This window comes from Paenibacillus sp. FSL K6-1122 (genome assembly GCF_037977015.1).
Classification (GTDB): domain Bacteria; phylum Bacillota; class Bacilli; order Paenibacillales; family Paenibacillaceae; genus Paenibacillus; species Paenibacillus amylolyticus.
Genome location: NZ_CP150272.1, coordinates 5668637 through 5691435, shown reverse-complemented (window position 1 = coordinate 5691435; position 22799 = coordinate 5668637). Strand labels below are relative to the sequence as shown.

20 protein-coding genes and 1 pseudogene are annotated in these 22799 nt (G+C 35.4%); 17 read left to right on the top strand and 4 right to left on the bottom strand.

Annotation, left to right across the window (positions count from 1 at the left end):
- Nucleotides 1–170: 170 nt before the first annotated feature.
- Nucleotides 171–2159: a recombinase family protein gene (locus tag NSQ20_RS25480; protein ID WP_340033062.1), complete on the bottom strand. Its 1989-nt coding sequence runs from the start codon at nt 2157–2159 to the stop codon at nt 171–173.
- Between the two features lie 476 nt (nt 2160–2635).
- Between NSQ20_RS25480 and NSQ20_RS25475 the strand changes: the two genes are divergently transcribed.
- Nucleotides 2636–3778 carry a hypothetical protein gene (locus tag NSQ20_RS25475; RefSeq protein ID WP_340031129.1) on the top strand — a complete coding sequence of 381 codons (1143 nt, stop codon included), beginning with the start codon at nt 2636–2638 and terminating at the stop codon, nt 3776–3778.
- 539 nt (nt 3779–4317) lie between these two features.
- Here the strand turns inward: NSQ20_RS25475 and NSQ20_RS25470 are convergent.
- Complete coding sequence (locus tag NSQ20_RS25470; protein WP_340031128.1) at nt 4318–5538, bottom strand: hypothetical protein; 1221 nt, start codon at nt 5536–5538, stop codon at nt 4318–4320.
- Between the two features lie 389 nt (nt 5539–5927).
- Here NSQ20_RS25470 and NSQ20_RS25465 point away from each other — a divergent pair, with 389 nt between their 5' ends.
- The 13 genes and pseudogenes from NSQ20_RS25465 to NSQ20_RS25405 form a co-directional block, all read left to right on the top strand.
- Nucleotides 5928–6158, top strand: coding sequence for a hypothetical protein (locus tag NSQ20_RS25465; protein ID WP_340031127.1), 231 nt, complete (start codon nt 5928–5930; stop codon nt 6156–6158).
- Nucleotides 6159–6612: 454 nt separating this feature from the next.
- Nucleotides 6613–6789, top strand: a complete 177-nt coding sequence (locus NSQ20_RS25460; RefSeq protein WP_340031126.1) for a hypothetical protein — start codon at nt 6613–6615, stop codon at nt 6787–6789.
- A 27-nt stretch (nt 6790–6816) separates the two neighbouring features.
- Nucleotides 6817–7263: a hypothetical protein gene (locus NSQ20_RS25455; RefSeq protein WP_340031125.1), complete on the top strand. Its 447-nt coding sequence runs from the start codon at nt 6817–6819 to the stop codon at nt 7261–7263.
- Nucleotides 7264–8841, top strand: coding sequence for a hypothetical protein (locus tag NSQ20_RS25450; RefSeq protein ID WP_340031124.1), 1578 nt, complete (start codon nt 7264–7266; stop codon nt 8839–8841).
- Nucleotides 8842–9244: 403 nt separating this feature from the next.
- Nucleotides 9245–10003: a stalk domain-containing protein gene (locus NSQ20_RS25445; RefSeq protein ID WP_340031123.1), complete on the top strand. Its 759-nt coding sequence runs from the start codon at nt 9245–9247 to the stop codon at nt 10001–10003.
- A gap of 785 nt (nt 10004–10788) precedes the next feature.
- Nucleotides 10789–11229: a type II toxin-antitoxin system antitoxin SocA domain-containing protein gene (locus NSQ20_RS25440; RefSeq protein ID WP_340031122.1), complete on the top strand. Its 441-nt coding sequence runs from the start codon at nt 10789–10791 to the stop codon at nt 11227–11229.
- Nucleotides 11226–12278, top strand: coding sequence for a hypothetical protein (locus NSQ20_RS25435; RefSeq protein ID WP_340031121.1), 1053 nt, complete (start codon nt 11226–11228; stop codon nt 12276–12278). Before NSQ20_RS25440 ends, NSQ20_RS25435 begins: the two co-directional genes overlap by 4 nt.
- Nucleotides 12279–12530: 252 nt before the next feature.
- Nucleotides 12531–12905, top strand: coding sequence for a type II toxin-antitoxin system PemK/MazF family toxin (locus NSQ20_RS25430; protein ID WP_340031120.1), 375 nt, complete (start codon nt 12531–12533; stop codon nt 12903–12905).
- 134 nt (nt 12906–13039) lie between these two features.
- Complete coding sequence (locus NSQ20_RS25425; protein ID WP_340031119.1) at nt 13040–13288, top strand: hypothetical protein; 249 nt, start codon at nt 13040–13042, stop codon at nt 13286–13288.
- Nucleotides 13289–13569: 281 nt separating this feature from the next.
- Nucleotides 13570–14373 carry a hypothetical protein gene (locus NSQ20_RS25420; protein WP_340031118.1) on the top strand — a complete coding sequence of 268 codons (804 nt, stop codon included), beginning with the start codon at nt 13570–13572 and terminating at the stop codon, nt 14371–14373.
- Nucleotides 14374–14549: 176 nt separating this feature from the next.
- Nucleotides 14550–14828, top strand: coding sequence for a hypothetical protein (locus NSQ20_RS25415; protein WP_340031117.1), 279 nt, complete (start codon nt 14550–14552; stop codon nt 14826–14828).
- A gap of 12 nt (nt 14829–14840) precedes the next feature.
- Nucleotides 14841–16388: a recombinase family protein gene (locus NSQ20_RS25410; protein WP_340031116.1), complete on the top strand. Its 1548-nt coding sequence runs from the start codon at nt 14841–14843 to the stop codon at nt 16386–16388.
- Nucleotides 16389–16399: 11 nt separating this feature from the next.
- A pseudogene (locus NSQ20_RS25405) lies at nt 16400–16498 on the top strand (LuxR C-terminal-related transcriptional regulator); the annotation flags it as partial.
- A gap of 199 nt (nt 16499–16697) precedes the next feature.
- Here the strand turns inward: NSQ20_RS25405 and NSQ20_RS25400 are convergent.
- Nucleotides 16698–16991, bottom strand: a complete 294-nt coding sequence (locus NSQ20_RS25400; protein ID WP_340031115.1) for a hypothetical protein — start codon at nt 16989–16991, stop codon at nt 16698–16700.
- A 168-nt stretch (nt 16992–17159) separates the two neighbouring features.
- Between NSQ20_RS25400 and NSQ20_RS25395 the strand changes: the two genes are divergently transcribed.
- A complete protein-coding gene (locus tag NSQ20_RS25395) occupies nt 17160–20207 on the top strand; it encodes an SIR2 family protein (protein ID WP_340031114.1) in 3048 nt (1015 codons plus the stop codon).
- A 550-nt stretch (nt 20208–20757) separates the two neighbouring features.
- On the top strand, nt 20758–21297 hold the full coding sequence (locus NSQ20_RS25390) for a DUF4303 domain-containing protein (RefSeq protein WP_340031113.1): 540 nt from the start codon (nt 20758–20760) through the stop codon (nt 21295–21297).
- Between the two features lie 136 nt (nt 21298–21433).
- Here the strand turns inward: NSQ20_RS25390 and NSQ20_RS25385 are convergent, their stop codons facing one another.
- Entirely contained in the window at nt 21434–21781 is a 348-nt protein-coding gene (locus tag NSQ20_RS25385) for a hypothetical protein (protein ID WP_237177823.1), read from the bottom strand.
- A 146-nt stretch (nt 21782–21927) separates the two neighbouring features.
- On the opposite strand from NSQ20_RS25385, the gene NSQ20_RS25380 reads away from it, so the two are divergent.
- On the top strand, nt 21928–22791 hold the full coding sequence (locus NSQ20_RS25380) for a MurR/RpiR family transcriptional regulator (protein ID WP_340031112.1): 864 nt from the start codon (nt 21928–21930) through the stop codon (nt 22789–22791).
- Nucleotides 22792–22799: the final 8 nt, after the last annotated feature.

The following is a 22799-nucleotide window of genomic DNA, read 5'->3' as shown; positions in this document are numbered from 1 at the left end:
AAAATATGCCCCTAGCACATCTGCTTCGACACGAGAGTTGAATTTGAATGAGGGAAATTCAATTGGATAAAAACGTCACCACATAATGCCATCCCATCTACACAAAATAGCCCTCCATAGAGGAGGGGGAATACAGTGTTTATTCCAGAGGACACAGAGGGGTATTTTTTTCATTTTTTTAACTTGTGTATGTTTTCTTGAAGCACCTGTTTACAATAGTATGGACTTAAGCCATGTTCTTTATAAATCTTAGTGAAGGCTAGTCCATCAACATAGTGAAGATTGTATACCTTCTCAAAATCACGAGCACGTCTTTTTACTCCTCTTTCTTTAGTTGTAAGCAAGATGGCTCCCTTAGCCTTAAACATTTGCTTAATAGTCCACCAATCTGTTCCAGTTGATTCAGCTATCTGTTCAAAGCTAAGCAACTCTTCGTTGTACATCTTCAGCATCTGAGGGTAAAGGTGTTCAATATTCACCCATTTAGGAGGGGGGGATTCAACTACCCACTTAAGCTTATCAAAGTTGTCTGAATCAGAGAAGTAGGTATCACTGCTAATTAAATGGCTCTCAGCGGTGAATTTGTAGAATATCTCAATATGTTTGTCATCATGTAAGACTATTTTATTGACAAGGATGCCAACTATTTTTCTCATGTCTATCATTTGCAATTCATTCTTGATGATTTTTTGATATTTCTCCAGCAACGGTAATCTCAATTGTACATTATTTTGTCCACTGTTCAGACCTAAGTTTTCGTTCAATGATGATAGTTCTTGTTGCAATGCAGCAAGTTCTTTCTCAACTGATAGCAGTTTACTTGATAATTCTTCTTTGGTTATGATAAAGCCAGTTGCATAAAGGTCAATATATCTTTCTTTAGACTTTTCTTTATTGGTAATTTCTTTAATAATAGAGTCTCTTCTAATTTCCATCTCATCAATTTTACTTTTGTCTGATAAGCGTTCTAATAATTTTTTAATCAATTTTTCAGGATTGATGATTAACTTAGACAGTTCATTCCATACAATAGAGTCAATTATATCGACACGAAAATTAGCTCCTCTGCAAGTGGAATTGGATTCACCAGTTTCAAAACTGAATGATTTTGTTGCTTTTCGCGTACATGAATAGTACTTAAGAGCCCTACTTTGAGTTACACTTGTAACACCAGCCGAAACGGCTGATCCACACCTTCCACATCTTACGATACTCCTCAATAAGTTATATTCTGATGGCATACCGCCGTTCTTAGTATTGCTATCAAGGACTTTCTGTAAATTCTCAAATGTTATTTCATTTATATATGGAGGAATATCAATTTTATGCCATTCATCTCTGGGCTTTGATAATTGTTTTGTCTTTCCATATGAGCGTACAATTTCTGTCTTCCCATAGTAGAAGGTTCCCATGTATGATTCATTTCTTAATATACGACTAATTGTTGTCTGATACCATTTATCTCCTTTGGGAGGGGGATATTTTCTAGTAGCCAAATATTCAGCAACTTCAGAACAAGTTGAACCCCCTAACACCAGTTTTACCATAATTAAATACCCTTCTTTTTCAAATTTATTTTCGACTAATGTATGTAAGTCTTTATCATAGGTATATCCATAGATACGGTTCATTCCCGGTATTTTATTGTCAGCGACCATAGCTCTTCTTCCACGTTTTGTATTGGCGAGAATCTTAGCCTTATTGTATTGAGCAATGGAACCTTGGATGTTATAATTCAACATCGATTCGGCATTGTCTTTTTGTAAATCAAACTCTACAAAATGAAGGTCGCATCCGAGTTCCCAAATCTTATGTGTGATTTGTTGTTGTAAATGCAAATGTCTACTCAGTCTATCAGGATGCAAGAAGATGACTGTGTTCCCTATTCCTTTTTCAAGGAGAAATAAGATGTAATCCAGCATTGGACGGTTAGGATTATCCCCAGATTCAGCCTCTTCTCGCAACACAATAATCTCATGTTCGCTGATATCAAACTTCTCTTTTGCTTCCTTTACGCATATTTGTGTCTGTGATTCAAGTGAGTAGTTATCCACTTGTATATCAGATGATACTCGTGTATAAACAATAGCTTTAATCTTATCGATCAAGGATACAATATCTTCCCTGGCGAGCTTTTCATGATCTTTGAGTACTCTCATCAAAAAAATCAATCCTCCGAATTTTGACTGTTTTCTATTTGGTTCTCACTGGAATAACTCAGTAGAACATGCTCCATCCAATTGAGGATTTGCGTCTCCATAATTTCTTCTGGAACTGCAAGGTCTTCGTCTGGATAACGTGAAATAATCTTATATTCATACCTTTTCTTATATCTCATAATGACCACCTTAATAAGAATCAATTACTACTTGATTCATTATCGCCCTCAAAAGTGCATTCTATTCTATTGAATAATTAACTGAATAGGGCAAGAAATAGATTTATGATAATATTATTTCGTATAATTAGTACAAACTAGGATTATATGCTAGGAAATTTTAAACAAAGGGAATGTGGTCAAACTGCTTGAGATGGCTGTTATTTGTCTGAGACAGATAAATGTATTAGATATTAAGGAATTACGTAGTCATACTAAGATTCATTATGTTGCTGATAAATGAGTAGGAGGCAGTGTATGGTAAGTATAGAATTAAGAGCGATTGAGAAAGAGTTTGAGAATGATATACCTGAATTTACTAAATTTTTTGAGATTCTAAGACTGGACAAAGAAAGATTTGTATTGAAATGTAGAAGTACTGAGATTGTTGTTTGCATAGAATGGGAAAATTTGCGTGGAGATTTTGATATTAAAGTAAGAAGCAGAAGCGAAGAAAACTTGTTATACCAATTAGACAAAAAATCCCTTGAGAAAACTAACCCAGGATTAGTGATATACGAGGATGTTGGTCTTTACTCTAAAAAAGAAAAATATTGTGAAGTTTTATTAACCTATCTTTCTATAGGAAACTGGCCAAAAACTGAATTTGAGAGTGGATTCAAATTGAATCATGTGGGTGTTGAAATCTCAGAACCGAGCAATTTGTATAGGTTATTATTTGCATCTTTTTCTAGGGATGATTATTTTAATGGATGGGGTTTTTATGAAACGATAAAATTAAAAGGGTGCGAACAAAACGAAATAGATAGAGTATTGCAACAAGTATTATTTTTGCTAGCAAAGTATAATAGACCCGAGGATGGAGTAGTTGGTGATTATCCTCAAATAATTCCGTATACTTATACTGATAATCTTTACATTTGGAACAATCCTAATGAAGATATTGAGATTGATCTTACAGATTTTAATACGACAAAGTATCACGAGCCTATCGCTTTTTATAACAAGGGTAGGAAATCTGAAGAACCGATTTATTTTTATCGTGTTCTGGAGTTCTTTTTCATTATAAATCGTAAAAATGAAATAGAAGAATTGATCTTTGATTATAATACCTCAACGGATATGGATGGTTTCATTAAAAATATGACAAATCTTTATGGAAATAAGGAAGAAAAGGACTTAGAAGGACTTCTCAGAAATGTGGATGGTATACATGAAGTGGTTGAAAAAGCAAATGAAATGGAACTAGTGATTAGCAATGACGTAAGTACTTTTGTAAAGGCGCTATACCAATACAGGAACAGCTTTGTTCACGCTAAGTGGGATTATAGACATGACATCAATATTCCAAACCTGCTAGAAGATAACGTTAAGGACGCTCATTGGTTAACAATTCTTAAAAAGTTAGCTGAAATGGTAATCAAGCAATTCTGTTATTGACCGGCTAATTTATACTAATGACAGACACAACGGTTTTGTTGTGGATGAAGGTGAGCGACAGCCATGGAGTGAAACGGAATGGATCTCGCCATCTATTATTGTTGTGTTAAATGATAACTTGTCACTTCAACTTCCTATAATATAAACAATTAACCTTGTGGGAGTTTAAAGTGACAAGTTATTAGATAAGACTATTTATATATGTAATTGTAACCGTGGGTAGTAAATCAGGAAACGATACCATCTCGTCAATAACACTTCGCTATCGCTTCGTAAACGTATATGACGACCTACCGCGTTTCCTCTTGGCTGCGCCAATTCACCTTCCGGTTTCAATTTGGTACATTTAATTCCAAAATAAATAATCAATCATTAGTCATAAACGCAGTCGTATCAAGGGTTTTGAGCTAATGTTTGCCTAAATGAATCCTTATTATAAGGGTTTATTCCATGAAAAATATGCAAAATCATCAAAAAACCTATATAAACACTGACTTTTTTAATTTCAGTCGCTTTCATTTATGTACTATTTGTGATTATCAATTGTATTTGGCAAGTGACCAATACGTCTTAGTGTAGTTTGGATTAGGCTCATTATTATCAAGTTTTCGTTTGTTATTCTTCATCTTGTCTTTCACACTATATGGAAAGTTATTTTCTATAAAGTATTCGTTAATAATTCGACATCCACGTTGTAACCTGTTTCTACTGTCTCGAATATTGACCTTCTTAATTAACTCTTCTTGTTCTTCTTTATAAAGTTGCTTACCAACAATACTATCTAAGTAATCTGAAAGTGTAGCTTTTTCATATGTATCGTCCAATATCGTGTAACTATTTTGTTGAAGCTTAGTTTGTAAATGTTTCATGTATCCATTTTCCTCCTGTAGTATCTCTTCATAAAATTTCTTGTCGTAGCATTCCTTAAAATATCGTAATTCGTTAATGACTTTTTCAACCTTGTCATTCTCCACGGTTACAGTGTCATAAATTACTGGACTACTATATTTCCTATATTTCTTAACATATTCTAGTGATCCATTATCCATCAAATACTTCGCAGGATTAATTATGCGTTCACAGTCTTCAAGTTTTTTTTTGATCATCTTGTCTGAAATATTCTTGATTATTACGGTTACCTTATCACTATTATCAGCAATTCTTTTTCTACCCAAACATTGTATGAGTGTATCTATGTCTTCAATGTCGGCAACTACATACTTGATTTGTTTGTCTTTGAGGTTGACACCGTTATCCAGTGTGGAAGTTGTGAACAAGAACTTTTCCTCAAATTTCTCTTCCATGAGCATACGGCTAATTCTTTCTTTGTCGAGATATTTCTTTTCTCTAGATGTTCCAGATGCAGAACAGACAAAAAGTGAATCCTTGAATATGGTATGTAGGGTAGAAGCTTTCTTTGCACTTTTGCTGAAACAAACAGCTTTTTGATTCTTAGGAATAGAGTGTAAAAACTTCTCTAACACTTTATCATTTTGATAGAATATTAATTCTTTGATGTAACTGTAATCATGAGGGACGTTATAACTACGATGCTCAATATGCTTGAAGCGAAAATATTCTATTGCTGCATCTGCTGTAGCGGACATGAACATTCTAGTCTTTTCTGATTCAGATATAATTAAATTAAATGAATCTTCTGTGTTATTGTTAAACTTTGATTCGGTGAGAAAGTAATGGAACTCATCTGACACTATGTACTGATAATCTTTGCTAACTACTACATTTCGTTTTCTTAACATATCCTCAACATTCTGATACAAAAGAATCGTTATTACATCTGTCTTATTGTCTTGTTCAATCTCACTTTGAAACTGTTCGCTGAGCCGTGTTCGGTTAAGTAGGAACAGTATCTTAGTTCCCTCACGTTTAGCCTTCTCATACAATGTGTTCTTGATAAAGTATGATTTACCTACACCTGTACCAGCTTCAATTGTGATGATCTCACCCTGCTGCCATTGTTCATAATCACTACCTATGATGTCTGTTACTGTGAGCTTCTTTTTACGAGCAATATTGGTTGCCCCCCCTTTTTTTAAGAGATAATATATGTATTTTTAATTAAATTAACATGAAAATGATGGGGTTGCAAGTGTATTTTGAAAAACAGAGAGGATAAAATTCATCCTCCATGGATGTAGATGAATGGCAAGCTGAATACATGTTGATTGCTGAGAACACAGAGCATAGGGGAGAAGCTGAGAGTGATCCGGTTAAGAAAGGGAGACAGGCAGTATTCTTGAAGGAATATTGGGGTGTTAAAAACAATGGAGACCAAAGCGCTGGACCATTGATCCGGCGCTCCATGAAGGATGTTGCTGAATCAATTAGCGAATCAGAACGCACTACTCGTAGATTGTAAATAACAATGAATTAAAAGGGCATTCACAAAGGAGGACACTTTATACCTCCTAGGATAGTTGTGTTCCAAATTCCTATTAATTAATCAACGATCTGAGGAAGAGAATCGATTCTGAGATGACACTATAGTAGAAGATAAATGTAAAAATAATTAAGAGTAAAAATACGTATTGACATTAAATTTTTTATTTCATAAACTATGATTACAAGGTTAACGAATTCCAAGACAAACCCTTGGAGCCTATGAATACACAAGAAAGTGAGGGATGAGATACGAGGAAGGTCAGATATGCGTGGTACAGGTTGATGAGCTGGTTATGGCCGGGCTGGAAGTGATCCAAGGAGAATTAGTAAGGGTAGCAGGGATGAAGAAGAGAAATAGGAAAGTCGTAGATAGATTGACCGTAGATAGTGAAAGTCGAAAATGATACATAATGAATTGGAGATTTGTGAATATGAAAGTGAAGATTATATTGAAGGATGGAAGAAGTATCGTAAGTAGAACAAGTGACTATGAGAGAGAGCACATTGACGGAATGCTGATGTCCATTCAGAGTAATTTTGATATGTATGTAGAAGGAAGCTACATCTGTAAAGGTAACGAGGTGAAAAAGCTCACCGTTGAGTTTTAAATCATAGATACAGGGAGAGATATATTTTTGAAGATACCTAATTATCATATACCATGGTTGGGGAAGTATATCCTCAACCTTAAGATGAATGCTCAAGGCGAAAGAATGAAAAAGCGTTTCCTAGACGATATACTTTCTCCATTGAATGACACATGGAATAAGGAAATTGAGAGTCTTACAATGCTACATACGGAGAGAGACGAATATGGGGATTTTATCATTCTTGAATCAAATGAAGTTGGAGATAGGCTTGCTATGAAAAACAAGGAAGCATTCATTAAGGATTACAATGATCTTGCCCTAGAGAATGCGTACATTCCTACTGAGGGAGAAAACGAAGACATTGTTATTCATATTGTGAAAATGTTCCTTGAAATGGACTGTCTTGCTCAAACACCAGAAGCCTATGAGATATATGAGTTCTATCGGAATAAATTCACTGAATTTCTAAAAGATAAAAAGGGAGATGTCTAATTGAGTTATTGTCAGGTTATGTTCAACAAAGATTTTTTGTATATGGGGGCTGATTCAGCCATTTCTACAGAAGTTAATGGTGTGAACTTCCGACTTAGTAATGATGGTAAAAAGATTTGGAGAATTGATGATATGATCATTTTCTCGGCTGGTGATGTTGATCTTGCAAAGATAATTATGGAAGAGTTCGAGAAATCACAACATAGAGACATGAAAGCTTTGAAGAAAATCATCAAATTTTGGTTTGAGAGATATTACAAAAGACGGCCTGGTATTAAAGAAAGGGTTGATAAAGGTAAATTAATTGCTCATACATTAGTAGCAAAATTTGAAGATGGGAGCCCTGTTTTATATGAATTTAGTCAGGAGAATGAGTTTGAAATAAACAAAATTAGAGCTCATGATAAAACGGCTTTTTATACATCTGGCGTCAATGTTGATCGGGATCGTGACTTTTTCATCGAACAGGCAGAAACAGCAAATGATGTTTTCGAAGCCTACAGAAATACATACAGTTTTGCATCAAACTCACAAATTGGAGGGAATCTAGAATTGTACGTCCTTGCTAAACAGGGAATCCGTAAGATTCTAGATGAGAAAATTGAAGAAAATCCATTTGAGTGGTTTCAAGGAGATCGAAGATTTACGAATCACACAGAGAGAATTAAAAAGTATATTTTGGCTGAAGCTGATCTAGTAGGCAACAGGCTTACACTTAGAGATGGTGAAGGTATCATGAAAATGTTCCCGAAGCTTGGATTTTGGAGTGGGTCAGAAGATTTTGATGATGCAGCATTTTCCGTGGATCTATACGGGAATCTTAAGGCTCACAAAGCTAAGTTTTACGGTAAAGCTGGTGAAGTTTTGTTGGATACAGATGCAGGAATCCTAGACATGGATAAGTTTGATATCATTAATGTGGGGAAATTGGTTGCTGAAATGCTTGAGGTTAACACAATCCTTGCTGACGAGGGTTACATCAACAACCTAACCGTTAACAGACTGAAAACTATTGGTAAAGATGCAGATGTAGGGCAGTTCATTGACTACATTGACATCCAAGATAATTATCAACGCTGGATTACTGCACAGGTTCAATCAAAAGAGCAAGCCAAGGATTCCCGTGATCGTTTATTGTTCTGGCAAGATAGTGAAAAGCGTATTCTGACTACGGAAGATACAGGTATCATTGCTTATGCATATAAGTTGACGAATGAGAAGATTAAGCGAGAGATTAGCTTTGATGGCTCAGGAGATGCGGCTCAACCAACTGATATCATTGGTACAGGTGACGGTGGTGCTAATAATCGAGCTAAAATGGTTAATACCAAGTACAATGGCGGTTATAAGCAACTTTATAAAGCAAGTAATACAGGAAAAGAGCGCAGTGTTGACTTTAAAGATAGCGGTGTTTATCTAGATTCTCAAGATGCAAAAATGGTATTCACAGCCAAGGAGCTAACAGCAATGGCTGATGAAGGGCCAATGAAGATCGGTAACACTAATGGTTATATTGAGATTACAGCAGACGGTACGTTTGAATTCCATGGTAAAGCATTCAATTTTCACACAAACTAATCAATAAAGGGGAACATACATATGAGTAAAAACTATGAGCTACAAAAAGCATTAATGACGGAACTAATTGAAACGAGAGACTGGTACGAAACGACCATGAACTAAAGTGATATCCTTATGAATTTTGTCATGGAGCACAATCTTACAAAGATGCTAGATAACTACATCTATGAACAAATTAAAGAATACACTGAGCCAGACATGTTAAATAGCTACATAAGCCTGATCACACATGAACCAGAAGAGACTAAGGAGCCAAACCTTAATATTGGTAAAGAGGTTTACATCAACGGAGTAAGAGTGAAGTAGTAAAGTAATAAAATCATTCGTGTGACCGATATATGGGATATACTGTATCTAGATTTTACTAGGTATATTCCATATTAAATTGGAGGTACATAAGATGAAAAAGATGTTTAAAAAACTGCCAACATTTCTATTTGGAGCAGTTGTTGGAGTTGCAGTTACAGCAGGAACAGCGGTAGGGGCAGCTACATATCTTAAAGCAACTCAAAGCAATGTTAAAATTGTTGTAGATGGCACTCAAGCAAAACTTTCTGAAAGTCCAATGAATATTGGAGGAAGACTCTACCTTCCAGTGAGAGACACAGCAAACGCTTTGGGCTACTCTGTAGAATCTATTACAAGTTCTCAGGTTTCTTTAAAAGAGGGTGTTACGGCTAACAGCACAACAAACACTGGTCCTACGGGTGTTCAATTTGGAACAGTCGTTACTACTCCAAGCAACAATAACACAAATACAACCGCAAGCAAAAAGGTGAAGGATTTGAAAGAGATTTACTCAACTGATAATAAATTAGATGCTGAGAAGATCCGTACAGCATTGAATAATGGAACACTTGATGTAAACGCCCAAGACTTATCTAATGGTGGTAATACACTGCTAATGTACGTTGTTGAAGAGAATAATTACGAAGCTTACAAAGCAATTAAGAGAAATGCCCTCGATGTTAATGTTCAACGTGATGACGGAAAAACGGCGCTAATGTTGACCGTAATTACTAAGAATGATTTCTATTTTGGGGAAATGACAAATTTGAAAGCAGATGCAAAAATCAAAGACAGTTCTAAAAAGCAAGCAATAGATTACGCTGACGATAACTCAACTGAACAGAGGTATCTTAAAATTTACATGATGTAAGAAAGGAAGATTATTATCGCAAAAATAGCATTACAAGGATCAACGACACAGGATTCAACTAAGAGTGGACATGTCTCATATGTTGAAAGATATCCATCTGGATCTGAATGCTCATCTTGGGATCAATTTGGAAACTGTACAGGTTATAGTACCGTTTATGACACAACGACACATACGACGGGAGCAAAGGTTACGGGCACTTTAGCAACCATCAGCAACAAGTTTACAGTCAATGGTGTCTCGGTAGCATGCGTAGGAGACTCTACCACTGAACAATGGGTTGCTGATCCATCACCATCGCCACAAAGAGGTGGAAGCATCATCTCAATTAGTCCTGGTACGAGTGGAAGTGGTCAGGGACGTATTACAACAGGGAATGGAGCAAAGGTATATTTGAATGGCAAGCTGATTGCCATTGAGGGCTCAACGGTTCAGACTCACCTAGGAACGTCAACAACACTCTTTGAGGGAGACAGCTTGATTAACATGTGAATATTTCAAAAACATCGACTCAATATTAACTGAGCTATTGATTGAATTGGGTGTCCTCTCCCCTGCTTTGCATGTAAATATTATTACAATAATATTACCAATGGTCGGCAAACTTTAATATGTTACCATATGCTTGCACCAATAACAACAATAATTTTTGGAAAAGGGTATCATTTTGGCTAAATTTATGGCATAATAAGGAGTATAAGATATAGGAACACATGTTCTTTCGTGGTTAGAAGCGACACAAGAGATATAATTTAAATTTACATACAAGTGAAGGGGGAATTTAAATGTCGGGGATGAGAGAGTTGTCCAGTCATATATTCGAAGTTGCTTCTCGCAATTCTTTACCTGTAACAAACCTACATTTACAAAAAGTGATGTACTTCTCACTTGGTTTCCACATGAGAAATACAGGTGAAATTGATACATTAGCACGTGAAACTTATGATATGCCATTCGAAAAGTGGCAATACGGCCCAGTAGTACCAACTGTATATTACAGTTACAATCACTTTAGAGAAAAGTCGATTGTAACAAAAGGCACGTACAGCTCAGATTATGCATCATGGGATCAAGTCATTCTTAACTTACTTGGAGTGGATGCTTTTAAATTGGTTCAAACATCTCATGAATTAAAGGGTTGGGCAGACTACAGGGATGATATTCTCAATAGAAGATATGTACGTCCTTATACTTTAGAAGAAATTCTAGGGGACTTTAAAAAATGATTGTAGATACAGATAGATACAGTCAAGATCAATTTCTGTCTCATTTCAAAACTTTAATAGATCAAATTATAGTTGTACAGACAGAGGGAAATGAAAAGCAAAACCTTGATGATTTATTTACTCAACACCATTCTCAAGAGCGGCAAATAGATAATACTGAGCCTGTTAGAGAATTCATCTCTAAGTTAAATCTTTGTGACTTTGATAATGGACTAATTCCATACAACCATATAACTCTGATTATCTTTACTAAAATTACAGATGACGTTACCGATCGTTTATTCGAAATGTTAAAAACAACTGGAGTTGATTACTTTAACAGTTCAACAGATGAAGTTAATAATGATGAAACAAGGAAAACTTATTATAAGATAATACGACATATTGAATTAGCTGCAATTCAAAAAACTCACTTGTTCACCGAAAATCAAAGACAACTTGAAGAATTAAATAAGCGATACCAAGCACTTGAACAGTTGAATGAAGAATTAAATATTAAAAATAATTCACTTCAATCAAAAATTGAAAAAATTGATCAAGAAGCAAAATCGAAATATGACAATATGGTAGCGCAATTTATATCTATTCTAGGTATTTTTGCAGCCATACTCATGGGGGTATTTGGGTCTGTTCAAGCGTTTACCAGCTTATTCAACAATGCCAACCAACTTTCGTATGGAAAAATTCTGATTTTAAGTAGTATTGGTGCTTCGTCTGTAATTGTCATACTATTCTTTTTGTTAACTTCACTTGGAAAGATGGTCGGGAAACGAATATCGAGTTCAAATGAAAGTAATTCAACTGTATTTGAAAAGTACCCTTTTTTATTTGCTTCTCATGGTCTTCTGATATTCGTTGCTTTAATAGGAGTTTCTGCTGAGTTAAGCAACATTACTCTTACTTTTGCTTGGCAAGGTCTGTGGTGGCTTCTACCAATCATTTGGTTAATTTTCTTCATTTGGGGATTGAATAAAAATTCAGTAAAATTTTTTAAAAAGACTAGCGCTAGAATTGATAGTCCAGATAATTCTAGTAACATAGTTGCATGACAAACCTACCAATAGGCCACGGATAAATAAGTACATCCGTGGTTGTTGTCTAAATGAAATACCAAATTTTCATAGAAATCAACTTTGATGAAGCCTTATAAATAGGGCTTTTTTTGTTTTAATTTTATAGAGAATGGATTAGCAAATAGAGCTAATCCTATTTTTTTATTTTTTAAGTATAAATATATGTACATTATATATTTTGTTTGTTATAATTCTGATATAAACAATAGATAAACGGAGTGATATGAAATGTTGACTGCTCAAAAGACTGAATATAAGAGATATGAACTATGGTTCGCAGAATTAATCAATACTAGCAGCGGCAGTGTTCAGAGAGGCAAACGCCCAGTTCTCATAATACAAAATGACATGGGTAACAAATATAGCCCAACGGTACAGGTAGCTTCAGTTACCACAGCCAAGAAGAAAGCGATGCCTACACATGTTAATTTGGACGCTATGGAATGTGGATTGCGTGATGACAGCATAGTTATGATGGAGCAAATTTCAACTATATCAAAAGAACAGTTAATGTGGAGAATCGGCTCTGTACCGGAAGAATACGCTCCTATGCTGGATAGAGCTGGTCAGGTGCAAATGGGATACATCAGTGCATGGGATTAACTACATACGATTTAACAAGTGTTATATATAAATAGACACCTTTGAAGCTTATTAAAGGTGGTGGTGCAAATTGATTTGATTTGGTGGTACTGTCAATTGTGTCTATTAAAATATTTAAACACGGAGGAAAGAACATGCATAATGGCTTGATCGAGATCACCAATATTAACGATGCGGATTATATTGAATTGGTAAGTGGGGAAACGAGTGATTTTACAGTAGGACAGATTTATGAGGTTAAGGTGGATGATGGTTCTATATACACTGAGGGGGAGCGCTACAGTATGGATAATACATATACCGCAAACACTGAGATGTTCTACAACCCAAAATTGCAATTAAAATATTACAAGAGGGATTCTGCTTATGCCAATATACGCTGAGGTTGTTGATAACAAATTCAAATTAGATTCCTTAACCATGGGAAGTAGATATGAAATTAAAAGAACTGAACCAAATTATTTTCATCATAAAGGTGAACCTTATGTTATTAATGACTATGGGGTGATGGACTTTAGTTTTAAGATGTTGTGCAAGTTAAGATACCACAGAGTTAGATAAGATAAAGCAAAAAGTATGGGGTCGGGCTTAGGTGTCCGACTTCTAAAATGAATAAGAATGAACTAGAAAGTAGTATTAACATTTAAGAAAGGTAGATTATAAAATGGCAGATAAAAAAATGGGAAGACCATACAAATTACACCCATCAGAAATTAAAAAATGGGTTGAAAAGTATGGAGAGAACACATATTTACCAAGAGGAATTTTATGTGTACAGAGTTTGATTGAGGATGAAGTTATTGAGGAAGAGTACTCCATGGCTGCATATCTCCTTTTTAAATCAGTGGAGTCGAGAATTCATAGCTGTCGTTATTCGCAAGGTATTTATAGAGGAGTTCACTGCGATTGGAGTGATCCGATTAGCGGAGTGAGTGAAATTATTAATTTGAAGCCAGAAATGTGGAAGGAATGGATTACGCAGACAAAGCGCTTTCTTGAAAATGACCAGAATCAATCTTATCGTCCCACAATTGACCGTATTAACACTGATCCAAATATCGGCTACAGGTTATCTAATGTTACCATATTGCCTTTCGGTGAAAATTCATATAAGGCACAGGCTAAGCCAGTTTATGCATTTGAGATGGGAAACAAGCAAACCAATGTAATTCCCATATTTAGAAGATATGATTCGATAACAGATGCAAAGAAAGACTTGGGTTTACCTAAGCTAGAAAACGATACTGGAGTTTTTACAAACACTCAAGATGGAAAAATAGTTTTGATTCAATCGGAGCAATCAACGACTGGTCAAAAAAGCATTGAAGTAGACAGTAATGAGAATGAACAGAAAGTGTATAAAGGATACATACCAATAGGACAGATAGAGATTGATGGTCAAATATACAATGTGCATCAACCGTTTACCTTTGAACAAATGCAAATTAAGTTGAAGGATCAAGAATAGAAATACATAACAAAAGAACATGCAAGATTATCTCTAGACTCAATTGTAATCCATCTATTCATTGCACTCTAAACTACACTAAACACAAATGGAACATGTCTTAGAATACTGAGTAGTCTCGTGGGGTGTCCGGGTGACAACTACTATTACCTCGAATATACAAGGTGAGGAGGTGAGTGAATATCCAAAGTGCAGCAAAAACATTGTCTGTCATTCGTCCAAGCAGCATTCGCATACATTATCCGTACGAAAGTCATACGGGTGGTGTACAACGGATGAAGGAGACAAACAAGCAGACAAAATCTAAATCATTCAACTTTATTTTTATAGACGATAACCGTAGCGAAGAAGAAGCAAAAGCAGCAATTCAATTTGTAGTTGATACTGTAGTACAAAGAGCGATCAAAAATTTCCCTGCTACAGACTATGATATCACAATTAAATCTACAGACTGAGGGGAATGTCACATGAGATATGAGGATGCAGCAATATATGTTAGGGTATCCACAACAAAGGAGTCACAAAAGTTCAGTCCAGAACACCAACGGATGGATTGTGAAGAGAAAGCCAGACAGCTAAGTTTAAAGGTTCGTGAAGAGTACATATATGTAGACAGGGATAGTGGTACATCCATTGTTGGAAGACCATCTATTCAGACACTAATTGAGGATGCAGGTAAGGGTTACTTTAAAACCATCCTCTTTTCTTCTTTATCTAGATTCTCTCGTGATACGTATGACTCGTTAGGTTTGAAGAGAACTCTTGTAGATAAGCTTGGTTTAAGGGTTGTATCCTTGGACGAGAACTATGATTCACAAGTTGATCATGACGAGTTTAAATTTCAAATATTCTCAGCAGTTAACCAAAAGTTGAGTGAGCAAATTAGCATATCTTCACGAAGAGGTATACGTCAGTCTGGAATGAAAGGAAATTATTTAGGTACTATTGCACCATTGGGCTATGACAAAATAAAGGTCGATGATAGGAAAACCATTGTACCTAATGAACGTGCCAGGATCGTTCAACTCATTTTTGATATGTATGTCAATCAAAAGATGGGTGAGAAAGCTATAACAAAGTATCTGAATAAAGAGAAAGTTCCCTCTTACAGAGGAGGGAACTGGGGAATAACGTCTGTAGAGCGTATACTAACGAATGAGATATATACAGGTAAAAACATATTTAATAAATTTACAGTTGTAAAGGTTTATAACGATATCAACAATATCTCTGATAAATCTAGAAAGTTGGTTAAGCGTGACAAGGAGCTATGGGAAGAAAGCGGTAAGCAGACTCATGAAGCAATTGTTAGTGAGGAGCTATTTAGAAAGGCACAGGAGATACGGTTAGAGCGTGGCGGTGGAAAGCGTGGAGGGGTAAGAAACAAAGTCAATGTATTCGCTGGTATAATCAAGTGTAAGCATTGTGGATCATCATTAAACATTGTGACCTCAAACGGCAAGAAGAACAGCTATCGTTACTTAGTTTGTTCTAAGAGAAGAAGACAGGGTGAAACTGGATGTGAAAATCACAATAGGATTCCATACGACGATTTCAAAGATGCTCTTATTGAAAGATTGAGCGAGAAACTTAGAAGTAAAACAAAGTCGGGGAAGACTGTAACCTTCACTAAAAAAGCGAAAGAAGATACTGGAAAGTTAATCGTTAAATATGAGAAGCAGATACAGAATACACGTAAAATGCTTTTTGAAATCCGAAAGCAAAAGTTAAACGATGAAATTGATGATGAGCAATATGAGTTTGAGAAGGAACAGTATGAACAAGAGATTAAACAGAAACAAGAACAGTTGTCCAAAATGAAATCTGAATTAGAACGAGCTTTGAATGACAGTGAACAGTTTAAGGAGATAAACATCTCACTTGATGAATTATCAGATCTAAGACAATTTACTGAAGTAGACCAAGTGAACCTGATCCTGAAAAAATTAGTGTCAAACATTATAGTTGATAAAGCAAACAATGTTGAGATCCATTCTGTATTGGGTAGGCTATAGTTTTTTTGTGTGTTTCAAACCATATTTCGAATGTGATGCAGAAACTCAATGTTAAGGGTCGTTCGCAGGCAGTTGTCGAGCTGATTAAGCTTGGAGAACTGAAGATTTAGTTGCGAATTACAGTTAGGATTAAGTAGCAGCATGAAAGCCTTTCTCTATTCTTTGTCATGAAGAATGGGGCAAGGCTTTTTTGCTGTTGATTATAGTTTATTACATCAGATGATCCGTGTTCCGGGATTGAGTCACCCAACCATGGTGTACAAAAATAAGCCACGCAACGACAACCATCAAAGGTTATCATTACATGGCTTATGTTGAAAATTGAACATTCATTAATTCAAAGTCAACTTTGCATGAGGCTCCTGAGAAAAATTCCTCTACAACCTCAACATCGCTTCTGCTCGTATGAAATACATATAACTCGCGTGTCGGATGGAGCTTGTGCAGTTCTTTGTAACCGCTCCAGGCTTCTTGAGGATTATCATAGTTTTGAATAACAGCTATATCCTCTAGTTGACGGACATGGTTGCTGGAACTTGCCTTGATTGCTTCCACAAGTACAAAACGATCTGGGTGTAATTCAGTAATCTCTCCCCATTTCATCGGCGTCACCTCGCTTGGATAGTCGTATTTTTATTATAACATAGTTGTTTAAGGGTATAGGAAGTAAGCGCGGAGGTTTCAATTTCATGGTACAATTGTAAAGTAAATGAAATCTAAACGCATTAATCTATCTCTTTATAAGACTGATATAAATAGAGGTGATAATCAATGATATTTAAAAAGAATTTAGATATAGAAGCGATATTGGAAGCAATGAGCAGAGATCATCTTGTATTGTTTGTAGGGGCTGGTATTTCAGCAAATTCTAATTTACCAAGTTGGATGGGGCTCATAAAAGAATTTGCTGTAGGTTTAGGTATTAATAGAGAGGTAAACTCAGATGATTTTCTAAAAATCCCTCAATATTTCTACAACCAGAGAGGTAAGAATGAATATTTTAAAAAGATAATGGAAATTTTTGATACGTCAGTGTCTCCTAATTTATTACATGATTATATTTTAAGGTTTAAACCCAGACATATAATAACAACAAACTATGATAATTTAATTGAGCAAGCAATTGAGAAACATTTTATGTTCTATGATACTGTTAAAGAGGATATTGATCTTCCCTATTCATCAAACGGAAGAATGCTTATTAAAATGCACGGGGACTTAAAGAGAAAAAATATTGTACTAAAAGAAGATGATTATTTAAATTATTCTACAAATTTCAAGTTGATAGAATCTTATATTAAATCAATTTTTATCAACAACACTGTACTTTTTGTAGGTTACTCACTTCAAGATTATGATCTGAAGTTAATAATGAAAAATGTGCAGGGTATCTTAGGTGAGCATTTTCAGAAGGCATATTTAGTTGATTCTTCAGATAATTCTAGATTATTAGTGGAAAAAGAGTATTTTAGGAATCTCGGTGTGAATGTAATTGATAAATTTGACATTCCAAACAAATATTTAGATAAAGAATTTCCTGAGCTAAAATCCTCCCAAGGGAAGAATGTTGTTAAAATTTTAGACTACATTTTTCAATATAAAGAGTCAGATCAAAATCCTCTAGATTCTTGTTATGAAAAGCTTCAAGCTTTTAATAGCTTGAACACAATAAGAGTCAAAGATCTGGTAAATCTATTTGATATAGATAATTACTTTATAGAAAAAGGTGGGAATTTAAAATTATTTCCCTCTAAAGATGAAACCTATCATAGTGATCTTTTAGAACATTTAAACACTATAAAACAGTCTTATGAACAACAAGATTGGGAAATAAAACGGAAATATGACTTTATAAAATTTACGTTCGCAAAAACAAGACTGTCAGAGATGAGTGTTGGAAAGCAAAGTTTTACTTTTGATTTTTCATACAATAATGAACCCCGGATTATTAAAGATATTCTATTGAATGATTATTTTTCAGTTAATCTTGTAGCTAAACAAGATTATAAAATGATTAATGACTTCGAGAATAAAATTATTAATGAACTAATGAGAGCATATGCTAAGTATTTGGTCAATCAATTTGTTTCTGCATTTGAAATCCTTGAGAAAATTTCATTAGAATCGTATCGAAATAAAGATTTTATCTTACTCTATATTATTGAATTCAACAAGAGATATCTAATTAGAAAACTTAAACATAACACTGGTGTTCAAACTGTAATTACATTGAATGACTTAGGAGAAAGTGTTTTTATTGAACAAATTACTAAGATTATTGAGACATATGAACATTCGAACCTTAAAATAAATGATGTATATGAGATGCTAGCTCAAAAAGATAAAGATAAAGTTAAATTTATTCACGATTTATTGCAAGAACAAGGGTACGTTTCACAACAACTACTTCGTATTAAAGAGTTAACTGAAAAAGTAACAAAAGACTTAAATACCAGATTTGATAGTCCCAATTCTACATCAGTTAATAATATGGTAAGTCATGTACATGAGTTTTTTGATTACACACACAATAATTTTATTATGGTGGATCAATATTCAGAAGTGAAGGAATACTACTATTCTTATATAAAATCGCTCCTCAGTACTTATTCAGTCAAAGTAAAATCGGAGGTCCAAACAACTCAAGACTCTCTTTTTTCTGGATTTTTCCTTCATAGATTACCGAATCATAGTTTTTCCCGCAAAGATGTCATTATAATAATGAAATATTTAGATTGTAAAAAACTAAATGAAATATTTGAAGAATATGATATAAATGAAATTGAGATATCATTTCCAAGTATCCATTTAAAGGGGTTATTCTCGAATTTAATAACAAGCTATTTAGAAATTGATTATACTATTGGTTTGAGAGAGATTCTTAAAAATATGTTATGTTTATTTGGTAAGATTAAGATTGATCCACAAGATTTAAATGAGTTAATCGATGATATGCTAAGGTTGTTAAGTTCGGGATATGTTGAGCATGATATTTATTTCACATTATTAAAATTCTTATATGATCAGAAGCAAAATGATAAATTAGAATCACCGTTAATCGCAAAGTTAACTATAGCTTTTATCAACAAGTTATTAGATTATAAGCATAACGGTCATCAAGGAGGATTCGAACTTGATGCGCTCAATAATAACAATTATATTCAAGGACTAATCAATCTTATTGACCAGAGTGAGTATGAGAATTTTAGTATTGAATTAGATATTGAAAAGTTAATCATCTCAATTGAACATGGCAATCTATCAAATAATAAGCGCAGTATATTACTTCAAGTTCTAATTCCACTATATAGATTTATGGGACCAGTAGATCAGAAGTCAGTAAAACTCATTTTAGAAGAGTTCTTATTACAGAACTTTGAAGTTAAAATATATGGCGCAGCTTGTGAGGCTGGTGTTTTACATTCAACTGAGCATTTTGAAGGAAAACTGTTTTTAAAAATACAACAAACGAAAAATAAAGTTGAAAACAGTTCGATGAAGAGTTATCCTGATCCGTTAATAAGCGAATTGGGGGTCCTGGTTCTACTTTTACGGCATAACAAAATAAATAATAAAGATCCTTTCACTAAGTTTATTGGGACTGATGATTTTTATGATCTAGTGATACAAGAGAATAATTTCGATTTTCAGAAATTCAATTTAGATTGGTTTCCATACCTTAGTGAAGATGAAATTAAAAAGATACTTAGTAGCTCGAGTAATAAGGAGATTCTAAGAAAAAAATTTGTGAAATCACTTGTCGAAGATGAACTGGGATATCAGATTAAAAAGTTTTATTTAGACTATTTTGAGATTTGATACATTTAAGTTGATATATCTCAGCGTACTTCAAATCCCATCACGAATGTGATGCAGAAATTCAACAAGAGCTTAAGATTTAGTTGCGGATTACAGTTAGGATTAAGTAGCAGCATGAAAGCCTTTCTCTATTCTTTGTCATGAAGAATGGGGCAAGGCTTTTTTGCTGCAATGGACCATAAAATAAGGGAGTTAACAATAAATGGAGGGAAGATCCGAAACGTAGCATCGCTTGTTTTCATTTTTTAGTAGACCATAATGATTACATATATGAAGATAAGGCAGTAGAATTGAAACAATGGTTTGAACGGACGAATGGGTTCTTAAAACATATTTCCATGAGTTAGACAACACAGTTACACTAGAACGTAGAGGACAGAAATGACCTGAAGAAGCGGAGCGTTCGCCTTTATCCCCAGATGTTCACCCTTATAAAAAATGATTCAAAAAATCTGGGGATAACAGTGATCAGAAGGTTATTCTGTCAGCGAAGTGGCAAGTGTAACTACTCCGTATTTCAACTTATAATAGTAATGAAAGGATGAGCTGAGTGGATCGCTTTTTAAGTGAATTTGAAAATAAATTTCGAGCGGGTTTTCTACCCGATCTGGAACAAACGCTGGCAAAAGTAGAGCTGGAGAAAGTATATGCTTGTGTATTTGGAACAGACAGTGATTGGATAACGCTGTTCATGGCGGTAAATACAGAGGAATCCCTGACTAGGCATATTACCAATATGAAGGAACAGGGGTTGTGCGACAGCGAGCAGGACGAGATCTATTACAGATGGGGCTGCTCCGAATATCAATATGGCGAGGAGACGCACTTTAATCATATCAGCCGATTGTTGTATGCAACAGAAGATGTCCAGAAGTATAAAGATGAGATCATTCGAATCATTGCGAAAGTTGTGAATGAGACAGCAGATGACGTTTTCGCCCGATATGGACAAACCAAAGCAGATATTACGTTCTTCGTTTCTCTCACAGATGACGATCTGGCGGAGGAGATTGAGAATCAATCGGTTCATCAAATGACAAACCCCAGCTTACTCAGCAAGTTTTTAAAACGATATGATGGCATCAATTAGAACGAGTTAACTTGAATCAAAATGAATTGAATCGTTGTACCGCGAAAGTCTTTCCTATTCTTTCATTCAAAGAAGGGAAGAGGCTTTTTTGTTTTACGTGAAAAAATGAAACAACCGCTCCATAATAATTTATCACTTATAGATTCCTATTCATTTGAATGAAACTCCTCCATCTTTTCTTCGAAACTGGCTGATAAAAGAGCTGCTCCAATTCCTCGAATTGCGCTTCGTTCAGATGAAGATGGAGCGCTCTTTTTGCTATTTTGGCGGCAGGCTGGGAAGAAGTTTTCCGGCCTCCGGCTTTTCGTTTGATCGGAATATGAAATTGCAGCAGGTCTTCGAGCTGATTCCAGCCCTCCCAACTCAGCCGACCTCCGCGTTTCCAGTCAATAGCATAGAGGGCATAATAGGCATGTGCTTCTGTTTGTTTGGTAGCTATAATCCAGGTGGAAGGAATGTACTTTCTCCGTTGTCTTTGATTCATTGAATTGCTCCTTTTTTTGATATTGCAAAAGCCATGGGAAATACCTCTTGATTTGCAGGATCGTCTTGATTAGAATGAAGTTATAAAAATGATTTTCTTAATTTACTAAAAATAAATAAAAATAATTTTCATGAAGTGAGGTCCTCATGGCAGCCATATTACGTGCGTTGCAGCAAGAACTGAATAACCTTCCGTCTCAGGAGCGACGTATTGCCGAAGTCATTATGCAATCTCCATCGAACATTCCCAGCTGGACGATTAGTCATCTGGCAGAACAGAGTGGCACTAGTGCGGCGACGGTGACCCGCTTTTGCAAGTCGTTTCATTTCAAAGGTTTTCCCGATTTCAAAATGAAACTCGCCGCAGAATTGTCCCACGCATCTGATGAAACGGCGTATCAGGATATTGTAGCGGGCAATTCCCTATCCAAAATTGTTGAAGCTATCGAAGCCAACCACCTCGCGTCGATTGCAGATACCACCCGTTTGCTGGATTTGGGCAGATTGGAGCAAGCAGTGCAATTATTGTGCCAGGCTCGCCGCATCGATCTGTATGGTGTGGCGACCTCGTCGATTGTTACACAGGATTTCTATCAGAAACTGGTGCGGATCGGCAAGAGCTGTACCGCTTTCTCCGACTCACACATGCAGATTACATCCGCATCTTCGCTCGCAGAGGGAGATGTTGCGATGGCCGTATCCTATTCAGGCGAAACACCAGAAACCATCGATGCCCTGCATTGTGCCAAACAGGCCGGAGCTTCTACGATTTCACTGACTTCCTATGGCAGTAACAAGCTTGCAACTGTATCCGATATCCCACTATTCACCTCTTCTCTGGAAGAAGGCATGAGGCGTGGAGATATGGCTTCACGTATTGCGCTACTGCATGTGGTCGATATTTTGTTCACAGGCATGGTAAGTGCCGACTTCGACCGTTTTATCCCCAGACTGGAACAATCCTATCACAATGTGCAATCTTATCGAGTCCAACACAACGGAGGTGCCTGACAGATGAA